Annotated in this window: 18 protein-coding genes; 14 read left to right on the forward strand and 4 right to left on the reverse strand. The window is 64.4% G+C overall.

Annotation, left to right across the window (positions count from 1 at the left end; all coding sequences use genetic code 11):
* The first annotated feature begins 8 nt into the window (after positions 1-8).
* The 5 genes from FJ430_RS02975 (at position 9) to FJ430_RS02995 (ending at position 4,520) form a co-directional block, all read left to right on the forward strand.
* Entirely contained in the window at positions 9-332 is a 324-nt protein-coding gene (locus FJ430_RS02975) for a phosphoribosyl-ATP diphosphatase (protein ID WP_140658734.1), read from the forward strand.
* A 37-nt stretch (positions 333-369) separates the two neighbouring features.
* A complete protein-coding gene (coaA, locus tag FJ430_RS02980) occupies positions 370-1,329 on the forward strand; it encodes a type I pantothenate kinase (RefSeq protein ID WP_140708475.1) in 960 nt (319 codons plus the stop codon).
* A 73-nt stretch (positions 1,330-1,402) separates the two neighbouring features.
* On the forward strand, positions 1,403-2,440 hold the full coding sequence (locus FJ430_RS02985; protein ID WP_226892050.1) for a glycosyltransferase family 2 protein: 1,038 nt from the start codon (positions 1,403-1,405) through the stop codon (positions 2,438-2,440).
* A 2-nt stretch (positions 2,441-2,442) separates the two neighbouring features.
* Positions 2,443-2,919 carry a GtrA family protein gene (locus FJ430_RS02990; protein WP_226892052.1) on the forward strand — a complete coding sequence of 159 codons (477 nt, stop codon included), beginning with the start codon at positions 2,443-2,445 and terminating at the stop codon, positions 2,917-2,919.
* Between the two features lie 38 nt (positions 2,920-2,957).
* Positions 2,958-4,520: a glycosyltransferase family 39 protein gene (locus FJ430_RS02995; protein WP_226892053.1), complete on the forward strand. Its 1,563-nt coding sequence runs from the start codon at positions 2,958-2,960 to the stop codon at positions 4,518-4,520.
* Here the strand turns inward: FJ430_RS02995 and FJ430_RS03000 are convergent.
* The 4 genes from FJ430_RS03000 to FJ430_RS03015 all read right to left on the reverse strand — a co-directional run bounded on the left by FJ430_RS03000 (position 4,483) and on the right by FJ430_RS03015 (position 7,990).
* Complete coding sequence (locus tag FJ430_RS03000) at positions 4,483-5,100, reverse strand: alpha-ketoglutarate-dependent dioxygenase AlkB family protein (protein ID WP_140708481.1); 618 nt, start codon at positions 5,098-5,100, stop codon at positions 4,483-4,485. The two genes, FJ430_RS02995 and FJ430_RS03000, sit on opposite strands and share 38 nt — an antisense overlap.
* A 203-nt stretch (positions 5,101-5,303) precedes the next feature.
* The gene (gene lysM / locus FJ430_RS03005; protein ID WP_140708483.1) at positions 5,304-5,780 is read right to left on the reverse strand and encodes a peptidoglycan-binding protein LysM; all 477 of its coding nucleotides are present in this window, start codon (positions 5,778-5,780) and stop codon (positions 5,304-5,306) included.
* A 78-nt stretch (positions 5,781-5,858) separates the two neighbouring features.
* A complete protein-coding gene (arfB, locus tag FJ430_RS03010) occupies positions 5,859-6,296 on the reverse strand; it encodes an alternative ribosome rescue aminoacyl-tRNA hydrolase ArfB (protein ID WP_140708485.1) in 438 nt (145 codons plus the stop codon).
* A gap of 83 nt (positions 6,297-6,379) precedes the next feature.
* The gene (locus FJ430_RS03015) at positions 6,380-7,990 is read right to left on the reverse strand and encodes a phosphoenolpyruvate carboxykinase (RefSeq protein ID WP_140708487.1); all 1,611 of its coding nucleotides are present in this window, start codon (positions 7,988-7,990) and stop codon (positions 6,380-6,382) included.
* 341 nt (positions 7,991-8,331) lie between these two features.
* Between FJ430_RS03015 and FJ430_RS03020 the strand changes: the two genes are divergently transcribed.
* The 9 genes from FJ430_RS03020 to FJ430_RS03060 all read left to right on the forward strand — a co-directional run bounded on the left by FJ430_RS03020 (position 8,332) and on the right by FJ430_RS03060 (position 19,016).
* Positions 8,332-9,033: a response regulator transcription factor gene (locus FJ430_RS03020; protein WP_006201274.1), complete on the forward strand. Its 702-nt coding sequence runs from the start codon at positions 8,332-8,334 to the stop codon at positions 9,031-9,033.
* Between the two features lie 147 nt (positions 9,034-9,180).
* Positions 9,181-10,965, forward strand: a complete 1,785-nt coding sequence (locus tag FJ430_RS03025; protein ID WP_140708489.1) for a sensor histidine kinase — start codon at positions 9,181-9,183, stop codon at positions 10,963-10,965.
* 14 nt (positions 10,966-10,979) lie between these two features.
* Positions 10,980-11,441, forward strand: coding sequence for an HPr kinase/phosphorylase (locus FJ430_RS03030; RefSeq protein ID WP_140708492.1), 462 nt, complete (start codon positions 10,980-10,982; stop codon positions 11,439-11,441).
* 164 nt (positions 11,442-11,605) lie between these two features.
* Positions 11,606-12,007 carry a PTS sugar transporter subunit IIA gene (locus tag FJ430_RS03035; RefSeq protein WP_027166957.1) on the forward strand — a complete coding sequence of 134 codons (402 nt, stop codon included), beginning with the start codon at positions 11,606-11,608 and terminating at the stop codon, positions 12,005-12,007.
* A complete protein-coding gene (locus FJ430_RS03040; protein ID WP_140658726.1) occupies positions 12,004-12,300 on the forward strand; it encodes an HPr family phosphocarrier protein in 297 nt (98 codons plus the stop codon). Before FJ430_RS03035 ends, FJ430_RS03040 begins: the two co-directional genes overlap by 4 nt.
* A gap of 267 nt (positions 12,301-12,567) precedes the next feature.
* On the forward strand, positions 12,568-13,968 hold the full coding sequence (ahcY, locus tag FJ430_RS03045; protein WP_140641747.1) for an adenosylhomocysteinase: 1,401 nt from the start codon (positions 12,568-12,570) through the stop codon (positions 13,966-13,968).
* Between the two features lie 188 nt (positions 13,969-14,156).
* Positions 14,157-16,736: a sensor histidine kinase gene (locus FJ430_RS03050; protein WP_140708494.1), complete on the forward strand. Its 2,580-nt coding sequence runs from the start codon at positions 14,157-14,159 to the stop codon at positions 16,734-16,736.
* A 10-nt stretch (positions 16,737-16,746) separates the two neighbouring features.
* A complete protein-coding gene (gene tsaE, locus FJ430_RS03055) occupies positions 16,747-18,258 on the forward strand; it encodes a tRNA (adenosine(37)-N6)-threonylcarbamoyltransferase complex ATPase subunit type 1 TsaE (RefSeq protein WP_140708496.1) in 1,512 nt (503 codons plus the stop codon).
* Positions 18,255-19,016, forward strand: a complete 762-nt coding sequence (locus FJ430_RS03060) for a nucleotidyltransferase family protein (protein ID WP_140708498.1) — start codon at positions 18,255-18,257, stop codon at positions 19,014-19,016. Before tsaE ends, FJ430_RS03060 begins: the two co-directional genes overlap by 4 nt.
* Positions 19,017-19,050 lie beyond the last annotated feature (34 nt).

Consider the following 19,050-nt stretch of genomic DNA (forward strand, 5'->3'; position numbering starts at 1 on the left):
CCACTGCTATGGCTCAATTTTCGCTCGCCGAGCTGGAAACGATCATCCATCAGCGCGCCCATTCCGGCGACGCTGACTCATGGACGGCGAAGCTGTTCGCCAAGGGCATGGACAAGGCGGCGCAGAAGCTCGGCGAGGAAGCGGTCGAGACCGTGATCGCCGCCATCCGCGGCGACAGGCAGGCCCTCGTTTCGGAAAGTGCCGATCTTATATATCATTGGCTGGTCGTCCTTGGCATAGCGGGCATTCCGCTTGACGACGTGCTGAAGGAGCTCGAGAGCCGAACCGGACGCTCGGGCATCGCCGAAAAGGCGTCTCGTCCCCGCGGTTGATGGCCCGGGGCTGACGGCGAGGAGGGTAGGAAACCCGATGGACCAGCTTGCTCCGACCGAGAAGTATTCCCCCTATCGATTCTTCTCCGCCGAGCAATGGTCGCAGTTCCGCGCCGACACGCCGCTGACGCTGACCGGAGAAGAGATCGACCGGCTGCGCTCGCTGAACGATCCGGTCGACCTGGAAGAGGTCAAGCGCATCTACCTTTCGTTGTCGCGCCTGCTTTCGGCGCATGTCGAGGCGAGCCAGCTTTTGTTCAGGCAGCGCCAGGCCTTCTTCAAGGCGCAGGATGTCGTCAAGACCCCCTTCATCATCGGCATCGCCGGCTCGGTCGCGGTCGGCAAGTCGACCACGGCGCGCGTGCTGAAGCAGCTTCTGGCGCGCTGGCCGTCGAGCCCGAAGGTGGACCTCATCACCACCGACGGCTTCCTGTTGCCCAACGAGATCCTGCGCCGCGAGAACCTCATGGAGCGCAAGGGATTCCCCGAGAGCTACGACGTCGGCGCGCTGCTCAGGTTCCTGTCCGGCATCAAGTCGGCGCAAAACAGCGTCATCGCGCCGGTCTATTCGCACCTGACCTACGACGTGATCCCCGGCGAGTTCGTCACCATCGACCGTCCGGACATACTGATCTTCGAAGGCATCAACGTCCTGCAGCCGGGCAAACTGCCGAAGGACGGCAAGATCGTGCCGTTCCTGTCCGACTTCTTCGACTTCGCCATCTATATCGATGCTGACGAGAAGCTGATCCATCAATGGTACATCCAGCGCTTCATGCGCCTGCGTGAAACCGCCTTCCGCAATCCGGACTCCTTCTTCCACCGCTATTCGCAGCTCTCCGAGGATGCCGCGCGGGCCATCGCCGAAGGGCTCTGGGCCAACATCAACCTGAAGAACCTGCGCGAGAACATCCTGCCGACCAGGGCGCGGGCCGATCTCATCCTGCGCAAGGGCACCAACCACCTGATCGAGGAAGTGGCGTTAAGGAAATTGTGACCCCTTAACGGCGCCTTAGGCAATCCCGACTAGCGTTGCCAGCCAAACTCCAGCGGGTGTCGGGAGGCAACCGGTGATCAATGCGGGCAATGCCGCCGGCCGCAAGGCCCCGGTCTATTCACTGGTCATTCCGATCTTCAACGAGGAGGCGGTGCTGCCGCTGCTCGTGCGGCGGATCACGGCCTTGCTCGACAAGCTCGACGCCAGCGCCGAGGCGATCTTCGTCGACGATGGCAGCCGGGATACAAGCGTCATCTTCCTGCGCGGCATGTCGGCCTCGGACCCACGTTTCCGGCTGATCGAACTGTCGCGCAATTTCGGCCACCAGATCGCGATCACCGCCGGCATGGACGCCGCTGCCGGCGATGCCGTGATCGTCATGGACGCGGACTTGCAGGATCCGCCCGAAGTGGTGCTCGACCTCGTCGCCAAATGGAAGGAAGGCTATGAGATCGTCTATGCCCGCCGCACCAAACGCGAGGGGGAAACGCTCTTCAAGCGTGCGAGCGCCAGCCTCTTCTACCGCGCTCTCGAGCAGATGACCTCTGTGACCATCCCCCGCGACGTCGGCGATTTCCGGCTCGTGGGACGAAAGGCCCTGGAAACCTTCAAGCAGATGCCCGAGCGCGACCGCTTCGTGCGCGGCATGTTCGGCTGGATGGGTTTCAAGCAAACGGCGGTGTCGTTCGAACGGCCCGAGCGCGCGGCCGGCGAAACCAAATATCCGTTCTGGAAAATGGTGCGGCTGGCGGTCCATGGCGTCATCAGCTTTTCCGACAAGCCCTTGCGGCTGGCGCTGTGGTCGGGCCTCGCCATTTCCGGCTTTGCGGCCGTGCTCGGCCTTTACGCCCTGGCTTCCTGGCTCTTCACCAACGACGTCGTCCATGGTTGGACATCGACGGTGGTGATCATCTCCTTCCTGTCCGGCATCAATCTCTTCATGACCGGCATCATCGGCCTCTATGTCGGCGGTATCCATGCCGAGGTGAAGCGGAGACCGCTCTATGTGGTCGATCGATTAACCGGTTTTGAGGAAGCGATCGCCGCGATGAGAAACGCCGAAGCGCCGAAGGACCGTGTGCCGGCGACGCGCGAACGGCGGCTCGGCTGACTTTGCTGCAGGCGCTCAATCAGCAGAAGATCGTGGCTGCAGGAGCTCCCTCGCCCGGCCAGCGATTACGATCATGGGCCATGGGTCGTTCGGAGTCGGCGCGAATCCTGCGGTTTGCCGCGATCGGCGGCGTATCGACCCTGATCTATGCGGGAGTGACGCTGGCGGTATCGGACCGGGATGGCTTCGGCATGCCGGCGACGGTCGCCTCGATCGCTGGCTACGGCACCGGCGCGGTGTTCTCCTACTGCGGGCACCGCTTCGTGACGTTCATGTCTGACGGCGCGGTGGGCTTCGAGATCATCCGCTTTGCCTGCGCCACGGCGATCGGCTTCCTGCTCACGGTCGGGCTGACCGTAGTGCTCGCCGACGTCGTCGGGCTGCCGGCATTGGTGCCGGTGGCAATGGCCTGCACGCTGGTTCCGGTCCTGAACTTCATTATCCTGCGCAAATTCGTCTTCACGGCGGTGGTCCGATGAACATGGAAACCCGCGCTTCGCTTGCCGAGAGGTCGGCCATGACCCCGATCCTGGACCGCTCGCCGGCCGGCGTGTCCAGCGCCGGCGTGGTGACACGGACCTTGGTCCTCTGCCTGCTCGTCTTGGCGGCGGCGGTGCCCTGGCAAATGCGATGGGGCGTCATACCCGACACCAGCTGGGCAATCACCATGGCCGAACGGGTGCTTTCCGGCTCCCGGCTCTATGTTGATCTGTTCGAGGTCAATCCGCCGTTCACGCCCTGGTTGTTCATGCCGGCCGTGGCCCTGGCGCAGGCTCTCGGCCTGTCGCCGGAAGTGGTGATCCATGTCTACGCCTATGCGGTCTGCCTGATTGGTCTCGGCTTTGCCGCGCTGATCGCCAGACGGGCCGGCTTTGCGGAGAACAGCGCGCTGTTGTCCATGCTGCCGCTGTTCCTGGCGCTGCTGGTCATCTTTCCCGGCAATGCCTTCAGCGAGCGGGAGCATCTGGGCGTTGCGTTGTTCCTGCCTTTGCTGGTGCTGATGGCCTGGCGCGCGGCGCCGGCGAACGAGACACGACCAAGCCTGCTGGTGGCGGTGCTTGCCGGGCTTGGCGGCAGCGTCCTGTTGTTGGTGAAGCCTTACTACGCGCTGGTGGTGTTCGTCCCGGCGCTGTACGTGGCCTGGCGGCGCCGGTCGATTTTGCCATTGCTGGCGGTCGAATATTGGGTGATCGGCCTGATCTGCGTCGCCTATGCCGTGGCCGTGATGCTTTGCTATCCGGAATTCCTCAGCGTCATCTATCCGATACTGGCCGACACCTACATGCGGATGGGGAACATGCAGGCGCTGCTGATCGACTATGCCCCGGTCTATCTTATCGCGCTCCTGATGCTGCATTTTCTTCGGCCGGGCTTAACCCCGTCGCCATTGGTCAGCGTGCTCACGCTCGCTTCGCTGGCGGCAACGGCGCCGTTGATCTACCAGGCCAAGGGTTGGCCCTATCACGCATTCCCGGCGTTTAGCCTGCTGCTGGCGGCGCTCCTGATGAGAACCGCGCAAATCGATCCGGCGCCACGTTCGTCGGCGGGCAGGACGATGGAACCGGGGCAAAAGCTGTTGTTGGCCGCCATCGTCGTCGCCGCGGCCATTCCGTTCATGAAAACACAAAAGCCGGGCGCTGAATTCGTCGCCAAGGTCAAGGCCGCGGTTCATCAACCGACCGTCGCACTCGTCGGCTCAGACATCGCGGCGGGCCATCCGCTTACCCGCATGCTCGGCGGAACATGGATCTCACGCTATTGCAGCGACTGGCTGAGTGATACGGCGCTTTACCTTTCGGCGATCGCAACCCGGGACGGCAACAAAGAGGCGGCCTCTCACTATCGTGAGATGGCCGACCGCTACATCGACGGCAAGCTTGCCGAGCTCGAGACGAAACGACCGACGATACTCATCATTCAGAAAAACAACCAAGCCTTGGCCGAAGAGCTGTCGCGCCACCAGGACTATGTCCGTCTGATGCAAGACTACCGGCCAATCGCCGAGGACGAGACCGTGCGGGTGCTGCTTCGCGATACTCGCGTCAGCCCGGCACCGTCACCCGCCGAAGCGTCAGATTGATGCGGCCGCCATTCTTCAAGAGGGCCGACGTCGCGGGATAGATGCGGTCGACGCCATGGAAGGCGAGGCGTCCCTCGCCGCCCAGCACGACGACGTCGCCGCTCTTCAGCTTGAACGACTTCGTGCCATTTTCGCGCCTGTGCTGACCGACCCGGAACAGGCAGTCGTCGCCCAACGAGACCGACACCACGGGCGCGGCGAAATCCTGCTCGTCGCGATCCTGATGCAGGCCCATTCTTGCGTCCGCCGAATAGAAGTTGACCAGGCATGCCTCGGGCGGATGCGAATAGGCCGAGACCTCGCGCCACAGTTGCAGCAAGGCTTCCGGGATCGGCGGCCAGGGCTCGCCCGTCACCGGATGCGTGGGCTGGTAGCGATAGCCGCGCTCCTTGTCGGTGACCCAGCCGAGCGCGCCGCAATTCGTCATGCGCACGCTCATCTCCTTGCCGGTGCGCGGCATGGCCGGCACGTAGAGGGGGGCTGCCTGCACGACGCGCCTGATCTCCTCGACCAGCGCTTCCTGGGCCGGCCGGGCGATGTAGCCCGGCATATGGCGGACGCCTTTGGGAAGAACGAGCATGGGTCGATCCGGTTTATCCGCCCTGGAGCACGACGCCGAAAAGCGTGAAGCGGCTTTCGGACGACATCATGCTCTATCTTTTTGATTTAGAGCCGGATGATTTCAGGTCGAACAGACCTGAAATCATCCGGCTCCAGCATGCCACCGGCAAAAGAAAACGGCGACCCGAAAGCCGCCGTTCGTTCAATCTCGGCGATATGCCCTCAGGCCTGGTCGATATCCGGTATGCGCAGCACCTGGCCGGGATAGATCTTGTCGGGATGCGTCAGCATCGGCTTGTTGGCCTCGAAGATGACGTTGTTCTTGGCGCCCTTCCCCTTGCCGTAATATTTCTCGGCGATCTTCCAGAGATTATCGCCCTTCTGGACGGTATAGAGCGTCGGTTCCTTGGCCGGCGCCGCCTTGCCGGCCTCGGGCGCGACCTTCAGCTCGTCCGCCTGCACCTTGGAGACGCCGAGCGTGTTGCCGACGGCGATCACCGCCTTTTCGAAGGCCGACTGATCCTTGACCGTGCCCTTCAAAACCGCGGTGTCGCCCTGGACGGCAACCTCGACGCCGTCCGTGCCCAGCTTGTGGGAATCGAGCTCCTTCTTCAACGTATCCGCGTTTGGCGATGCCTCGTCGTCGCCGCCGATGCCGAGCTTCTTGCCGACGCCTTTGACGAAATCGAAAATACCCATGGCTGGCCTCCTCGCTGTTGCAGCAATCGGAGCTTGCCATCTGCAACCCAGAATTGGAAGCAGCTGATACAACCGTGCTTAATCGTTCTCGACACGGCCGCGCAGCTTTTTCACCGTCGATCGGCCCGCCTTGCTCTTGAGGCGGCGCTCCACGGCACCTTTGGACGGCCTGGTCTTCTTGCGCGGCGGCGGTGGCGGCTCGGCCGCCTTGGCGATCAACGCCATCAGCCGCGCCCGCGCATCGGCCCGGTTCTGCTCCTGGGTGCGGAAACGGCCGGCCTCGATGACGATGACGCCGTCCTTGGTGGCGCGCTGGCCGGCAAGCTTGATGGCGCGCTCGCGCACCCGCTCGGACAGGCCGGAAGCGTTCGCCGCGTCGAAGCGCAGCTGCACGGCGGTGGCCACCTTGTTGACGTTCTGGCCGCCCGGACCGGACGAGCGGATGAAGTCCTCATGCAGGTCGCCCGCACGAATGACCGCTTCGCCCGAGATGATGATGTCGTCGTCGCTTGCCATGCACGCACTCATGACGCGATGACGGCAAAAAGAAAAGGCCCGGCGCGAGCCGGGCCCTGGAGGAAAGATATGAGAAGCGGCCGCTATTCAGCCGCTTCCTGCAAGCGCGGCGCGGCGCCGAGGATAGTGGCGTCGACATGGCGTTCGAACTTCTCGAAATTGGTCGCGAACATGTTGACCAGTTTTGCGGCCTGGCGGTCGTAACCGGCCTTGTCCGCCCAGGTCGAGCGCGGGTCGAGAATGGCGCCGTCGACACCCGGGACTGCCACCGGCACCTCGAAGCCGAAATTGGCGTCGGTGCGGAACTCGGCCGAGTTCAGCGAACCGTCGAGCGCGGCGCCCAGCAAGGCGCGCGTCACCTTGATCGGCATGCGGCGGCCGGTGCCATAGGCGCCGCCGGTCCAGCCGGTGTTGACCAGCCAGCAGTCGACGCCGTGGCTGGCGATCAGCTCGCGCAGCAGATTGCCGTATTCGGACGGGTGGCGCGGCATGAACGGGGCGCCGAAGCAGGTCGAGAACGTCGCTTCCGGCTCGGTGACGCCCTTTTCCGTGCCGGCGACCTTGGCGGTATAGCCCGACAGAAAGTGATACATCGCCTGCGCCGGCGTCAGCCTGGCGATCGGCGGCATGACGCCGAAGGCGTCGGCGGTAAGCATGATGATGTTCTTCGGATGACCGGCGCGGCCGGTCTTCGAGGCATTGGGGATAAAGTCCAGCGGATAGGCGCAGCGCGTGTTCTCGGTCAGGCTGCCATCGTTGAAATCCGGAACGCGGCCGGCGTCGAGCACCACGTTCTCCAGCACCGTGCCGAAGCGCTGCGTGGTGGCGAAGATCTCCGGCTCGGCCTCTGCCGACAGCCTGATCGTCTTGGCGTAGCAGCCGCCCTCGAAATTGAAGATGCCCTGCGGACCCCAGCCATGCTCGTCGTCGCCGATCAGCGTGCGCGACGGATCCGCGGAAAGGGTCGTCTTGCCGGTGCCGGACAGGCCGAAGAAGACGGCCGCGTCGCCGTCCGGACCTTCATTGGCGGAGCAGTGCATCGGCATGACGCCCTTTGCCGGCAGCAGGTAGTTCAGCATCGTGAACACCGACTTCTTCATCTCGCCGGCATAGGAGGTGCCGCCGATCAGCACGATCTTGCGGGTGAGGTCGACCGCGATCACCGTCTCGGTGCGGGTGCCGTGACGTGCCGGATCGGCGCGGAAGGAGGGCAGGTCGACGATCGTCATCCGCGGCACGAAACGCTCGAGCTCCGCGGCTTCAGGGCGGATCAGAAGATTGCGGATGAACAGCGAATGCCAGGCGAATTCGGTGACGACCCGGGTCGGCAGCTTGAGATCGGCGTCGGCGCCGCCGACGAGGTCCTGCACGTAGAGGTCCTTGCCGGTTGCGTGAGCCTTGAAATCCGCGAGCAGCGCTTCGAACTGTGCTGGCGAGATCGGCTTGTTGTTGTCCCACCAGACTTGGCCGCCGGTCGCCTCGTCGCGCACGACGAATTTGTCCTTCGGCGAACGCCCGGTGTGCTGGCCGGTCTCGGCGACCAGCGCGCCCTGCGCGGTCAACCTCGCCTCGCCGCGCCGGATCGCTTCCTCGTAGAGTTCCGCCGCGCCAAAATTATAGCGCACCATACCCGTTGTCTTCAGGCCGATCGCGTCGATGGCGCAGTCGGGGTTGCGTTTGCCGGCTTCCGACATCAAATTTCCTCTCTGGATTTGGCCGCATCTGACGGGTGGCTTCCCGGAGCCCGCGCTGGGGCCGTCAGGTTCAAAACCAGAAAAGCCGAATGATATCAAATCATTAATCGATTTAAAAAATTTGAAAGTTGTTTAAATCGTTTATATGTGCAAAAAATCGCAGAGGTTGCCCAAAGGATTGGCAGGCTTGGTGCGTCCAATCCCAATTAGGGTGCGATGTCGTGTGACGGCAGGCCGCTCGTGACTTCGGACAAGGCCCGTGCCACATTTTGTACCCAATTTGTCCTGCAAAAGCCCCTTCTCGACGACAGAAGGGACAGCTCATGAGGGAGCCGCTTGAAATGGCAACAATCGCGCTTGTCGACGACGACCGCAACATTCTGACCTCGGTGTCGATCGCGCTCGAGTCCGAGGGCTATCGGGTCGAAACCTACACGGACGGCGCGTCGGCGCTGGAAGGCCTGGCGGCGCGGCCGCCGAACCTCGCCATCCTCGACATCAAGATGCCGCGCATGGACGGCATGGAGCTGTTGCGCCGCATGCGCCAGAAGTCGGACCTGCCGGTCATCTTCCTGACGTCGAAGGATGACGAGATCGACGAATTGTTCGGCCTCAAGATGGGCGCCGACGACTTCATCCGCAAACCCTTCTCGCAGCGCCTCCTTGTCGAGCGCGTGCGCGCCGTGCTGCGTCGGACCAGCGCCCGCGAGGCGGCGGCCAAGGCGCCGAGCCAGCAGGCCCGCTCGCTCGAACGCGGCCAACTGGTGATGGACCAGGAGCGGCACACCTGCACCTGGAAGGGCGAGCCGGTGACGCTGACGGTGACCGAGTTCCTCATCCTGCATTCGCTGGCGCAGCGTCCCGGCGTGGTAAAAAGCCGTGATGCGCTAATGGATTCGGCCTATGATGAGCAGGTCTATGTCGACGACCGCACCATCGACAGCCACATCAAGCGGCTGCGCAAGAAGTTCAAGGCCGTCGACGACGACTTCGAGATGATCGAAACCCTTTACGGAGTCGGATACCGGTTCCGCGAAGCATGAGAATAGGCAGTAGGCAGTAGGGAATAGTCCGTAGTCAGTTTTGAATGATGCGAGCGGCCATTCGTGCATAGCCGCAGTCAGCCAATCATTGCTCCTACTGCCTACTGCCCACTCACTACCCACTAACTAAGCAGGGCCTGCTAGTCGATGGCAGTGGAAGTAGAGCGAGGCAGACGGATGGGCGCGGCAAGGCGCCCGTCGCGGATCGTGCCCGCCTTCGTGTCGAAATTCACGGTGCCGATGCGCCGGTTTCTCGGCCATCACATTTTCTCCAGCCTGACCCGGCGCATCCTGTTCCTCAACCTGGCCGGCCTCGCCGTGCTGGTCACCGGCATCCTTTACCTGAACACCTTCCGCGACGGGCTGATCGACGCGCGGGTCGAAAGCCTGATGACGCAGGGCGAGATCATCGCCGGCGCGATCGCGGCCTCGGCGACCGTCGAGACCGATTCGATCAGCATCGACCCGGAAAAGTTGCTTGAGCTGCAGGCGGGCGAAAGCCTGGGGCCGGGGTCGGACCAGCTCGACAACCTCGATTTCCCGATCAATCCCGAGCGCGTGGCGCCGGTGCTGCGACGCTTGATCTCGCCGACGCGCACCCGCGCCCGCATCTATGACCGCGACGCCAACCTGCTGCTCGATTCGCGGCATCTTTATTCGCGCGGCCAGATCCTGCGCTACGACCTGCCGCCCGTCGACGACGAACAGCCCGGCGTCGTGGAGCAAGTCGAGAAATTCATCTTCGACTTCTTCCGCAACAAGGACCTGCCGGTCTACCACGAGCAGCCCGGCGGCAATGGCGCGGCCTTCCCCGAAGTGGTCAAGGCGCTGACCGGCAGCCCTTCGACCATCGTGCGGGTGAGCGAGCAGGGCGAGCAGATCGTCTCCGTCGCGGTGCCGATCCAGCGCTTCCGCGCCGTGCTCGGCGTGCTGATGCTGTCCACCGAAGGCGGCGACATCGACAAGATCGTCGCGGCCGAGCGCAAGGCGATCCTGCGCGTGTTCGGGGTGGCGGCGCTCGTCACCGCGATCCTGTCGATGCTGCTCGCCTCCACCATCGCCAATCCGCTGCGCCGGCTTTCCGCGGCCGCCGTCAGGGTGCGGCGCGGCGTCAAGAACCGCGAGGAAATCCCCGATTTTTCCGATCGCCAGGACGAGATCGGCAATTTGTCCATTGCCGTGCGCGACATGACGAATGCGCTGTACGCGAGAATCGAGGCGATCGAAAGTTTTGCGGCGGATGTCTCGCATGAATTGAAGAACCCGCTGACTTCGCTGCGCAGCGCGGTTGAGACGCTGCCCCTGGCGAAGAACGAGAACTCGCGTGGCCGGCTGATGGAAATCATCCAGCACGATGTGAGGCGGCTCGACCGGCTGATCACCGACATCTCGGACGCTTCGCGGCTCGATGCCGAGCTGGCGCGCGAGGATGCCGCGACCGTCGACCTGAAGAAATTCACCACCGATCTCATCGCGGTCTCGCGCGAGGCGACGCGCAACAAGAAGGCCGTCGAGATCGAGCTCAAGGTCGCCAAGCTGCCGGCCGGCGCCAAAGGCTATTTCGTTGTTGGCCACGACCTCAGGATCGGCCAGGTCATCACCAACCTGATCGAGAACGCGCGCTCCTTCGTGCCCGACGAGCATGGCCACATAGCGATCTCGTTGGCGCGCGCGGGCAAGTTCAACATCATCACCGTCGACGACAACGGCCCGGGCATCCGGGCCGAAAAGATCGACCGCATCTTCGAGCGCTTCTACACCGACCGGCCGGCCGGCGAGGCATTCGGCCAGAATTCCGGCCTCGGGCTGTCGATCAGCCGCCAGATCGTCGAGGCGCATGGTGGCACGCTGACGGCCGAAAACATCCCCGGCACCAAGCCCGGCGAGATCAAGGGCGCGCGTTTCGTGGTGACGCTGCCGGCGGAAGGCTGACCGCCGAGCCGAACATGCCAGACGCCGCCGCAAAGCCCCGCAACATCCATGGGACGGCCATACTGGTCGGCGAGCGCGGCGTGCTGATCACCGGGCCGTCGGGCGCCGGCAAGACGACGCTGGCGCTGGCGCTAATCGATCATTGCCGCGCGCGGGGGCTTTTTGCCCGGCTGGTGGGCGACGACCAGTTGTTTGCGGTGGCCCATGGCGGCCGGCTGGTGTGCCGCGCGCCGGCGAGCATCGCCGGTCTCGCCGAGGTGCACGGCATCGGCCCGCGGCCGCTGGCTTTCGAACCGGCCGCCGTGATCGACCTCATGGTGCGGCTGGTCGAGGCGGCCGACATGCCGCGCCTGCAGGACGAAGCCACGGAAACGATCGACGGATGCCGGCTGCCCCGCGTCGACGTCGCCCGGCAAAACGTCACCGCCGCGCTGCCCCTGCTGATGGCGCGGCTGTCGATCCAGCCTTTTTCATGATCCGCCCCGGGTTTTTTGCTGCGATGCGTCAAAATGGCCCGAGCTGCCGCAATTTTGGGCTTGTCAACCGGCCGTGCGTCGACAAGATAGCGCTCCCGCCGCCTGGAATGGCTGGCGAACATAAGATACGCCTGTGAAGAGGCGATGACGGGAGCCACCAGAGAATGATCGGACTCGTGCTCGTGACGCACGGTCAACTCGCTACCGAGTTCCGGCATGCCGTAGAGCATGTCGTCGGGCCGCAGGACAATTTCGAAACCGTGGCGATCGGCGCCGATGACGACATGGAGCAGCGCCGGGCCGACATCGTCGACGCCGTGGCGCGCGTCGACACCGGCGCCGGCGTCATCGTGCTCACCGACATGTTCGGCGGCACGCCCTCCAACCTCGCCATCTCGGTGATGGAATCGGGCCGCACCGAGGTGATCGCCGGCATGAACCTGCCGATGCTGATCAAGCTCTCCTCGATCCGCAAGGGCGACAACATGGCCGCCGCGCTCGACGAGGCGCAGGCGGCGGGCCGCAAATACATCAACGTCGCCAGCCAGCTCCTGAGCAGCAAATGAACGCACCGGCGCCGCGTACGGATGAGGTGGTGCGGGAGTTCCCGATCATCAATCAGCGCGGCCTGCACGCGCGCGCTTCGGCCAAGTTCGTCCAGGTCGCCAGCGGCTTTGATGCCACCATCCATGTCGAGAAGGACGGCGTGAAGGTCGGCGGCACCTCGATCATGGGCCTGATGATGCTGGCGGCAAGCCCGGGTTATTCGATCCGCGTCATCGCCAGCGGCCCGGAAGCCGTGCCGGCCATGGATGCGCTGGAGCAGCTGGTCGCCTCGCGTTTCGGCGAGGAAATCTGAAATTTTTGCTTTGGTGCATGTCGTGATCGCAAAACCGCCGCACACTTTTGGGCGACATGATTTCTGCTTGTGCATGTCGTGATCCCAAAACCGCTGTGCACTTTTGGGCGACATGCACCGCCCCGCAGAGACATGCGCGCATAAAGATTTCTTTATATCCCATTGTCGGGCGACGGCCGATCTGCTAGTCAAGCCGGCAACCGCGCCCTTCCACGCGCCTCCCGGCGCCGGCGCGTCTTTGAGAAAAAATCACACCGGAGCACTGCCATGACGGGTAGCAAGGACTATGTGGTCGCCGACATCTCGCTTGCCGGCTGGGGCCGCAAGGAGATCGAGATCGCCGAAACCGAAATGCCAGGCCTGATGGCCTGCCGCGAGGAGTTCGGCGCCAAGAAGCCGCTGAAGGGCGCGCGCATCACCGGCTCGCTGCACATGACCATCCAGACGGCGGTGCTGATCGAGACGCTGAAGGCGCTGGGCGCCGACATCCGCTGGGCCTCCTGCAACATCTTCTCGACCCAGGACCATGCGGCCGCGGCGATCGCCGAGGCCGGCATCCCGGTGTTCGCGGTCAAGGGCGAGTCGCTCGAGGACTACTGGGATTACACCGACAGGATCTTCCAGTGGGCCGATGGCGGCCTCTCCAACATGATCCTCGACGATGGCGGCGACGCCACCATGTATATTCTGGTCGGCGCGCGCGCCGAGGCCGGCGAGGATGTGCTGTCCAATCCGCAGAGCGAGGAGGAGGAATACTTCGTCGCGCAGATCAAGAAGCGCCTGAAGGCCTCGCCCGGTTTCTTCACCAAGCAGCGGGAGGCGATCCGCGGTGTCACCGAGGAGACCACCACTGGTGTCAACCGCCTCTACCAGCTTCAGAAGAAGGGCCTGCTGCCCTTCCCGGCGATCAACGTCAACGATTCCGTCACCAAGTCGAAATTCGACAACAAATACGGCTGCAAGGAATCGCTGGTCGACGGCATCCGCCGCGGCACCGACACGATGATGGCCGGCAAGGTCGCGGTGGTCTGCGGCTATGGCGACGTCGGCAAGGGCTCGTCGGCTTCGCTGCGCGGCGCCGGCGCCCGCGTCAAAGTCACCGAGGTCGACCCGATCTGCGCGCTGCAGGCGGCGATGGACGGCTATGAGGTGGTGACGCTGGAAGACGCGGCCCCCAACGCCGACATCGTCATCACCACCACCGGCAACAAGGACGTCGTCACGCTCGACCATATGCGGTCGATGAAGGACATGGTGATCGTCGGCAATATCGGCCACTTCGACAACGAGATCCAGGTGGCGTCGCTGCGCAACCTGAAATGGACCAACGTCAAGCCGCAGGTCGACCTGATCACCTTCCCGGACGGCAAGCGGATGATCCTTCTGTCCGAGGGACGCCTGCTCAACCTCGGCAACGCCACTGGTCATCCGAGCTTCGTCATGTCGGCCTCGTTCACCAACCAGGTGCTGGCGCAAATCGAGCTTTTCAGCAAGCACGGCCAGTACGAGAACCAGGTCTATGTGCTGCCCAAGCATCTCGACGAGAAGGTCGCGCGGCTGCATCTCGACAAGCTCGGCGCCAAGCTCACCGAGCTGTCCGGCGAACAGGCCGCCTATATCGGCGTGACGCCGCAGGGCCCGTACAAGCCCGAACACTACCGCTATTAACCAAAGCGAAATTATCTACCATATATTGAAGCCGGGTGGTTGACTTTCCATCCGGCTTTATTTTTTGCGCCATGATTCTTCACGCCGATTCCGGCAAGCGTTATTGTTGTGATTCGCGGCTCGGGGACATGTTGGGCCGGGACGCATTCAGGGCGGTCTTGCATTCAAGCGGCGAAGAGGACCAAGACATGCCGGGGGATTACCCGCCACGCGCGGGAAAGGCCGTTTCCGGCGGCCATGAGGATTCGAACGAGGCTGGCCCCGCCGTGAGCGGCGGCGGTTTTCGTGCCGGCTTGCGGCTGGCGTCGCTGCTTGCCACCTCGGCGCTTGCAGGCCCGCTGCTCGCCTTTGCCGCCCATGCCGAGACAGGCATCCCGGGAAAGGCCGCGGCGCCGGTCAGCACCGTCGAGGTCATGCAGCTCGCAATGTTCGTCGGCGTCATGGGCGCGGCGCTGGTTTCGGCCATCTTCCTGATCCGCGAGCGCGCACGCACCGCCTCGCAGAATCTACAGCTCAGGGCCCGCATCGCGGACGTCAACGCGGCGCTGCAGCGCTCCGAGGCGCTGCTCAACCTGCGCGACCAGCGCCTGGTGGTGTGGACCACGGACAACAAGAAGCCCGAGCTCATCGGCAGCCTGCCGCTGGAAAGCGGCGCGCCCGACGACAGGTCCGCTTTCCTGGCCTTCGGCCGCTGGCTGATGCCGCGCTCGGCGGCGGCGCTGGAGCACGCGGTTGCGGCGCTGCGCGAACAGGCTAGGGCCTTCGATCTCGTCATCGAAACGCAGGCCGGCGTGCCGCTGGAGGTGCATGGCCGCAAGAGCGCGGCGCATGTGCTGGTGCGCTTCGTCTCACTGTCGGAGACGCTGCGCAACCAGGCCAGGCTGAAGATCGAGAACCAGCGGCTCAGCGCCGACTACGACACCATGGTCGGCCTGCTCGACGCGTTGAAGATGCCGGCGTGGCTGCGCGGCGCGGACGGGCGATTGCAATGGGTCAACCGCGCCTATGCCGAGGCGGTGGAGGCGGAAAGCACGGCCGCGGCCGTGCGCGACGCGAAGGAATTCCTCGGCGGCCAGGCGCGCGAGCAGATCGCCGAACAGCACAAGTCGCGCCCGGTCTTCGAGCAGACGCTTTCCACCGTGATCGAGGGCGACCGCCGCATGTTCGCGGTCACCGATTTCGCCGGCGCCGACGGTTCGGCGGGACTTGCCTGCGACACCAGTGCCGCCGAGACGATCCGCGCCGAATATGAGCGGACCGTGCGCAGCCATGCCGACACGCTCGACCAGTTGAACACAGCGGTAGCGATCTTCGACACCGAGGAAAAGCTGCGCTTCTTCAACCAGGCCTTCCAGAAGCTGTGGGGTCTCGACTCGGGTTTCCTGCTCAGCGCTCCCTCCAACACGTTGCTGCTCGACAGGCTGCGCAGCGAAGGCAGGATCGCCGAGCAGCCCGAATGGCGGCGCTGGAAGGAAAACCTGCTCAGCGCCTATCGCGCCGTCGAATCGCAGGAGCATTGGTGGCATCTGCCGGACGGCAAGACGATCCGCGTCGTGGCGAACCCGCAGCCGAAGGGCGGCGTCACCTGGGTATTCGAGAACCTGACCGAGAAGATGGATCTCGAAAGCCGTTACCAGACCGCCGTGCGGGTGCAGGGCGAGACGCTGGACAACCTCGCCGAAGGCGTGGTCGTGTTCGGTCCGGACGGCCGGCTGCGCCTGTCCAATCCGGCCTTCGTCGCGCTGTGGGGGCTGACTGTGGAAGCGGTCAAGCCGAAAGTCCATGTCTCGGCGATCCGCGACTTTTGCGACCAGCGCGCCGCGAACAGCCCGTGGGGCGGCTTCGTCGCCGCGGTCACCGGCTTCGACGACGAGCGCCGCGACCGCCGCGGCCAGATCGAGCTGGTCAACGGCACGGTGCTGAGCTACGCGGTGATCCACCTGCCCAACGGCCAGGTGATGATCACCTTCGTCGACGTCACTGACACCGTCAATGTCGAACGGGCGCTGAAGGACAGGAACGAGGCGCTGGAGAAATCCGACCAGCTGAAGAACGAATTCGTGCAGCACGTGTCCTATGAGCTGCGCTCGCCGCTGACCAACATCATCGGCTTCACCGAGCTTCTGTCGCTGCCCGCGACCGGGCCACTGACACCGAAACAGCGCGAATATGTCGAGCATGTCGGCTCGTCGTCCTCAGTGCTGCTCACCATCGTCAACGATATCCTCGATCTGGCCACCGTCGATGCCGGCATCATGCAGCTCGACATCTCCGAAATGAACATCGACCGGACGATCGCCGCGGCCGCCGAACTGGTCGCCGACCGGCTGGACGAGCATCAAATCAAGCTCACGATCGACGCGGCCGAGGCGCCGACGAGCTTTCATGGCGACGAGACCCGCATTCGCCAGATCCTCTACAACCTGCTCAGCAACGCGGCGAACTACGCGCCGGAGGCAAGCACGATCCGGCTGACCTGCCGCCGCTTGGCCGACGGCGTCGAGTTCTCGGTGCATGACGACGGGCCGGGCATGCCGCCGGACGTGCTTGAATCGGTCTTCCGCCGCTTCGAGCCGCGCGCCAATGGCGGGCGTCGGCGCGGCGCGGGGCTTGGGCTCTCGATCGTCAAGAGCTTCGTCGAACTGCATGGCGGGACCGTGCGCATCGAGACCGGCCAGGACAGGGGCACGACCGTCATCTGCACCTTCCCGGACAAGCCTTCCGGAATCCCGGATACGCCGGCGGGCATCCGCGACGCGGCCGAGTAGCGCGGCCTATATGACAGGGATGGCGCTGGAGCGTTTTCTCGCCGACGAGGCGGCAACAGCAAGGCTTGGCGAGGATCTCGCCATGGCATTGCGCGCCGGCGACGCGATCGCGCTGAAAGGCGATCTCGGCGCCGGCAAGTCGACGCTGGCGCGCGCGCTGATCCGGGCGCTCGCCGACGATAGCGGCCTCGAAGTGCCCAGCCCTACCTTCACGCTGGTGCAGAGCTACGAGACGCGCGTTCCGGTGCATCATTTCGACCTCTACCGCCTCTCTTCACCGGACGAGCTCGACGAGCTCGGGCTCGACGACGCGCTGACGCAGGGCGCGGCGCTGATCGAATGGCCGGAACGGGCCGGAGACCGGTTGCCGGCAGGCGCGCTGTGGGTCGATCTTGCCGAACATGGCGAGGGCCGCGTGGCAAGGCTGTCCGGAAACGGGCCGGTCTATGATCGCGTGGCGCGATCGCTGGCGATGCGCGATTTCCTGGCCTCGGCCGGATGGGGCGAAGCCAGCCGCCGCCATTTCGTCGGCGACGCCTCCGCCCGCTCCTATGAGATCGTCTCGCTGCCCGGCAAGGCGCCGCGCGTGCTGATGAACTCGCCGCGCCTCGTGCTCGGGCCGCCCGTGCGCGACGGCAAGCCCTATGCGGTGATCGCCCATACGGCGCAATCCGTCACCGCCTTCGTCGCCATCGACCGGGCGTTGCTTGCGGCCGGCGTCAGCGTGCCGGCGATCCATGCCCAGGATCTCGACCAGGGTTTTCTGCTCATCGAGCATCTCGGCTCGGAAGGCTTTTTGAGCAAGGACGGCCAGCCTGTCGCCCAACGCTACGAGGCGGCGGCCGAGTTGCTGGCCATGATGCATGGCGAGACCTGGCCCACACGCATGGAAGCGGCGCCGCGCGCATTCCACGACGTGCCGCCTTTCGACCGGGAAGCCATGCTGATCGAAGCCGACCTTTTGGTCGCCTGGTATGTGCCATGGATCACCGGCGAACCGGCAAACGACGAGTTGCGGGCAGGCTACCACAAGGTATGGAACGCGGTTCTCGACCGCCTGGCAGGCAGCGAATACACGCTGATGCTGCGCGATTTCCATTCGCCCAACATCATCTGGCGGGCCGAGCGTTCCGGCCTCGACCGGCTCGGCATCGTCGATGTGCAGGACGCGCTGATCGGGCCGGCGGCCTATGACGTCGCCTCCTTGGCCATGGATGCGCGCGTCACCGTCCCGCCCGAGATCGAGCGGCGGACGGTCGCGGCCTATGTCGCGGCGCGACGCGCCGCCGGCGCTTTCGACGAGGCCGGCTTCGCCGAGACCTATGCGATCATGGCCGCGCAGCGCAATTCGAAGATCCTCGGCATCTTCGTGCGGCTCGAAAAGCGCGACGGCAAGCCTTACTATCTGAAGCACCTGCCGCGCATCCGCGACTATCTGAGGCGGGCGCTGGCGCATCCGGCGCTGGCCGGCCTGAAGGATTTCTACATGGCCCACGGCCTGCTCGAGGAACGGGTCCCATGAAGCCGACGACGGCGATGGTGCTGGCGGCCGGGCTCGGCAAGCGCATGCGGCCGATTACCGATTCGATGCCGAAGCCGCTGGTGAAGATCGCTGGCAAGACCTTGCTCGACTGGGGGCTGGATAGCCTGGAAGCCGCCGGCGTCGCCAAGGCCGTCGTTAACGTGCACTATCTGCCCGAGCAGATCGTCGCCCATGTCGCCCATAGGCGCGCACCGAAGATCGTTATCTCCGACGAGCGCGAGGCGCTGCTGGAATCGGCTGGCGGCATCGTCAAGGCGCTGCCGCTTTTGGGCAGCGAGCCCTTCTACATCATCAACGCCGATACGTTCTGGATCGACAGCGGCCAACCCAGCCTCGAGCGCCTTGCCCTTGCATGGGACGCCGCGAGAATGGATATTCTGCTGATGCTTACCGATCTCGACTCAGCGACCGGGCACTGCGTCGGCACCGATTTCCTGATTGTGCATGACGGCGCGCTGCAGCGCTCGAAGGGTGATCCGACGGGGTTGATCTATGCCGGTGCCGCGATCATCCATCCGCGCATCTTCAAGGACGCTCGCACCGGCTCGCATTCGCTCAACATCTATTTCGACAAGGCGATCGCCGCCGGCCGCCTGTTCGGCATGAAGATGAACGGAAGCTGGATCACCGTCGGCACCCCGGACGCCATTCCAGCGGCCGAGGCGGCCGTGGCCGGCGCGCTCGCATCCGCATCGGCCCGAAAATCGGCTCCGATTTTCGGAAAGCACGATGCGTAGAGTCAAAGGGTTAGATCGTCCTTTGTGCGCCCAA

Source organism: Mesorhizobium sp. B2-8-5 (assembly GCF_006440675.2).
GTDB lineage: Bacteria > Pseudomonadota > Alphaproteobacteria > Rhizobiales > Rhizobiaceae > Mesorhizobium.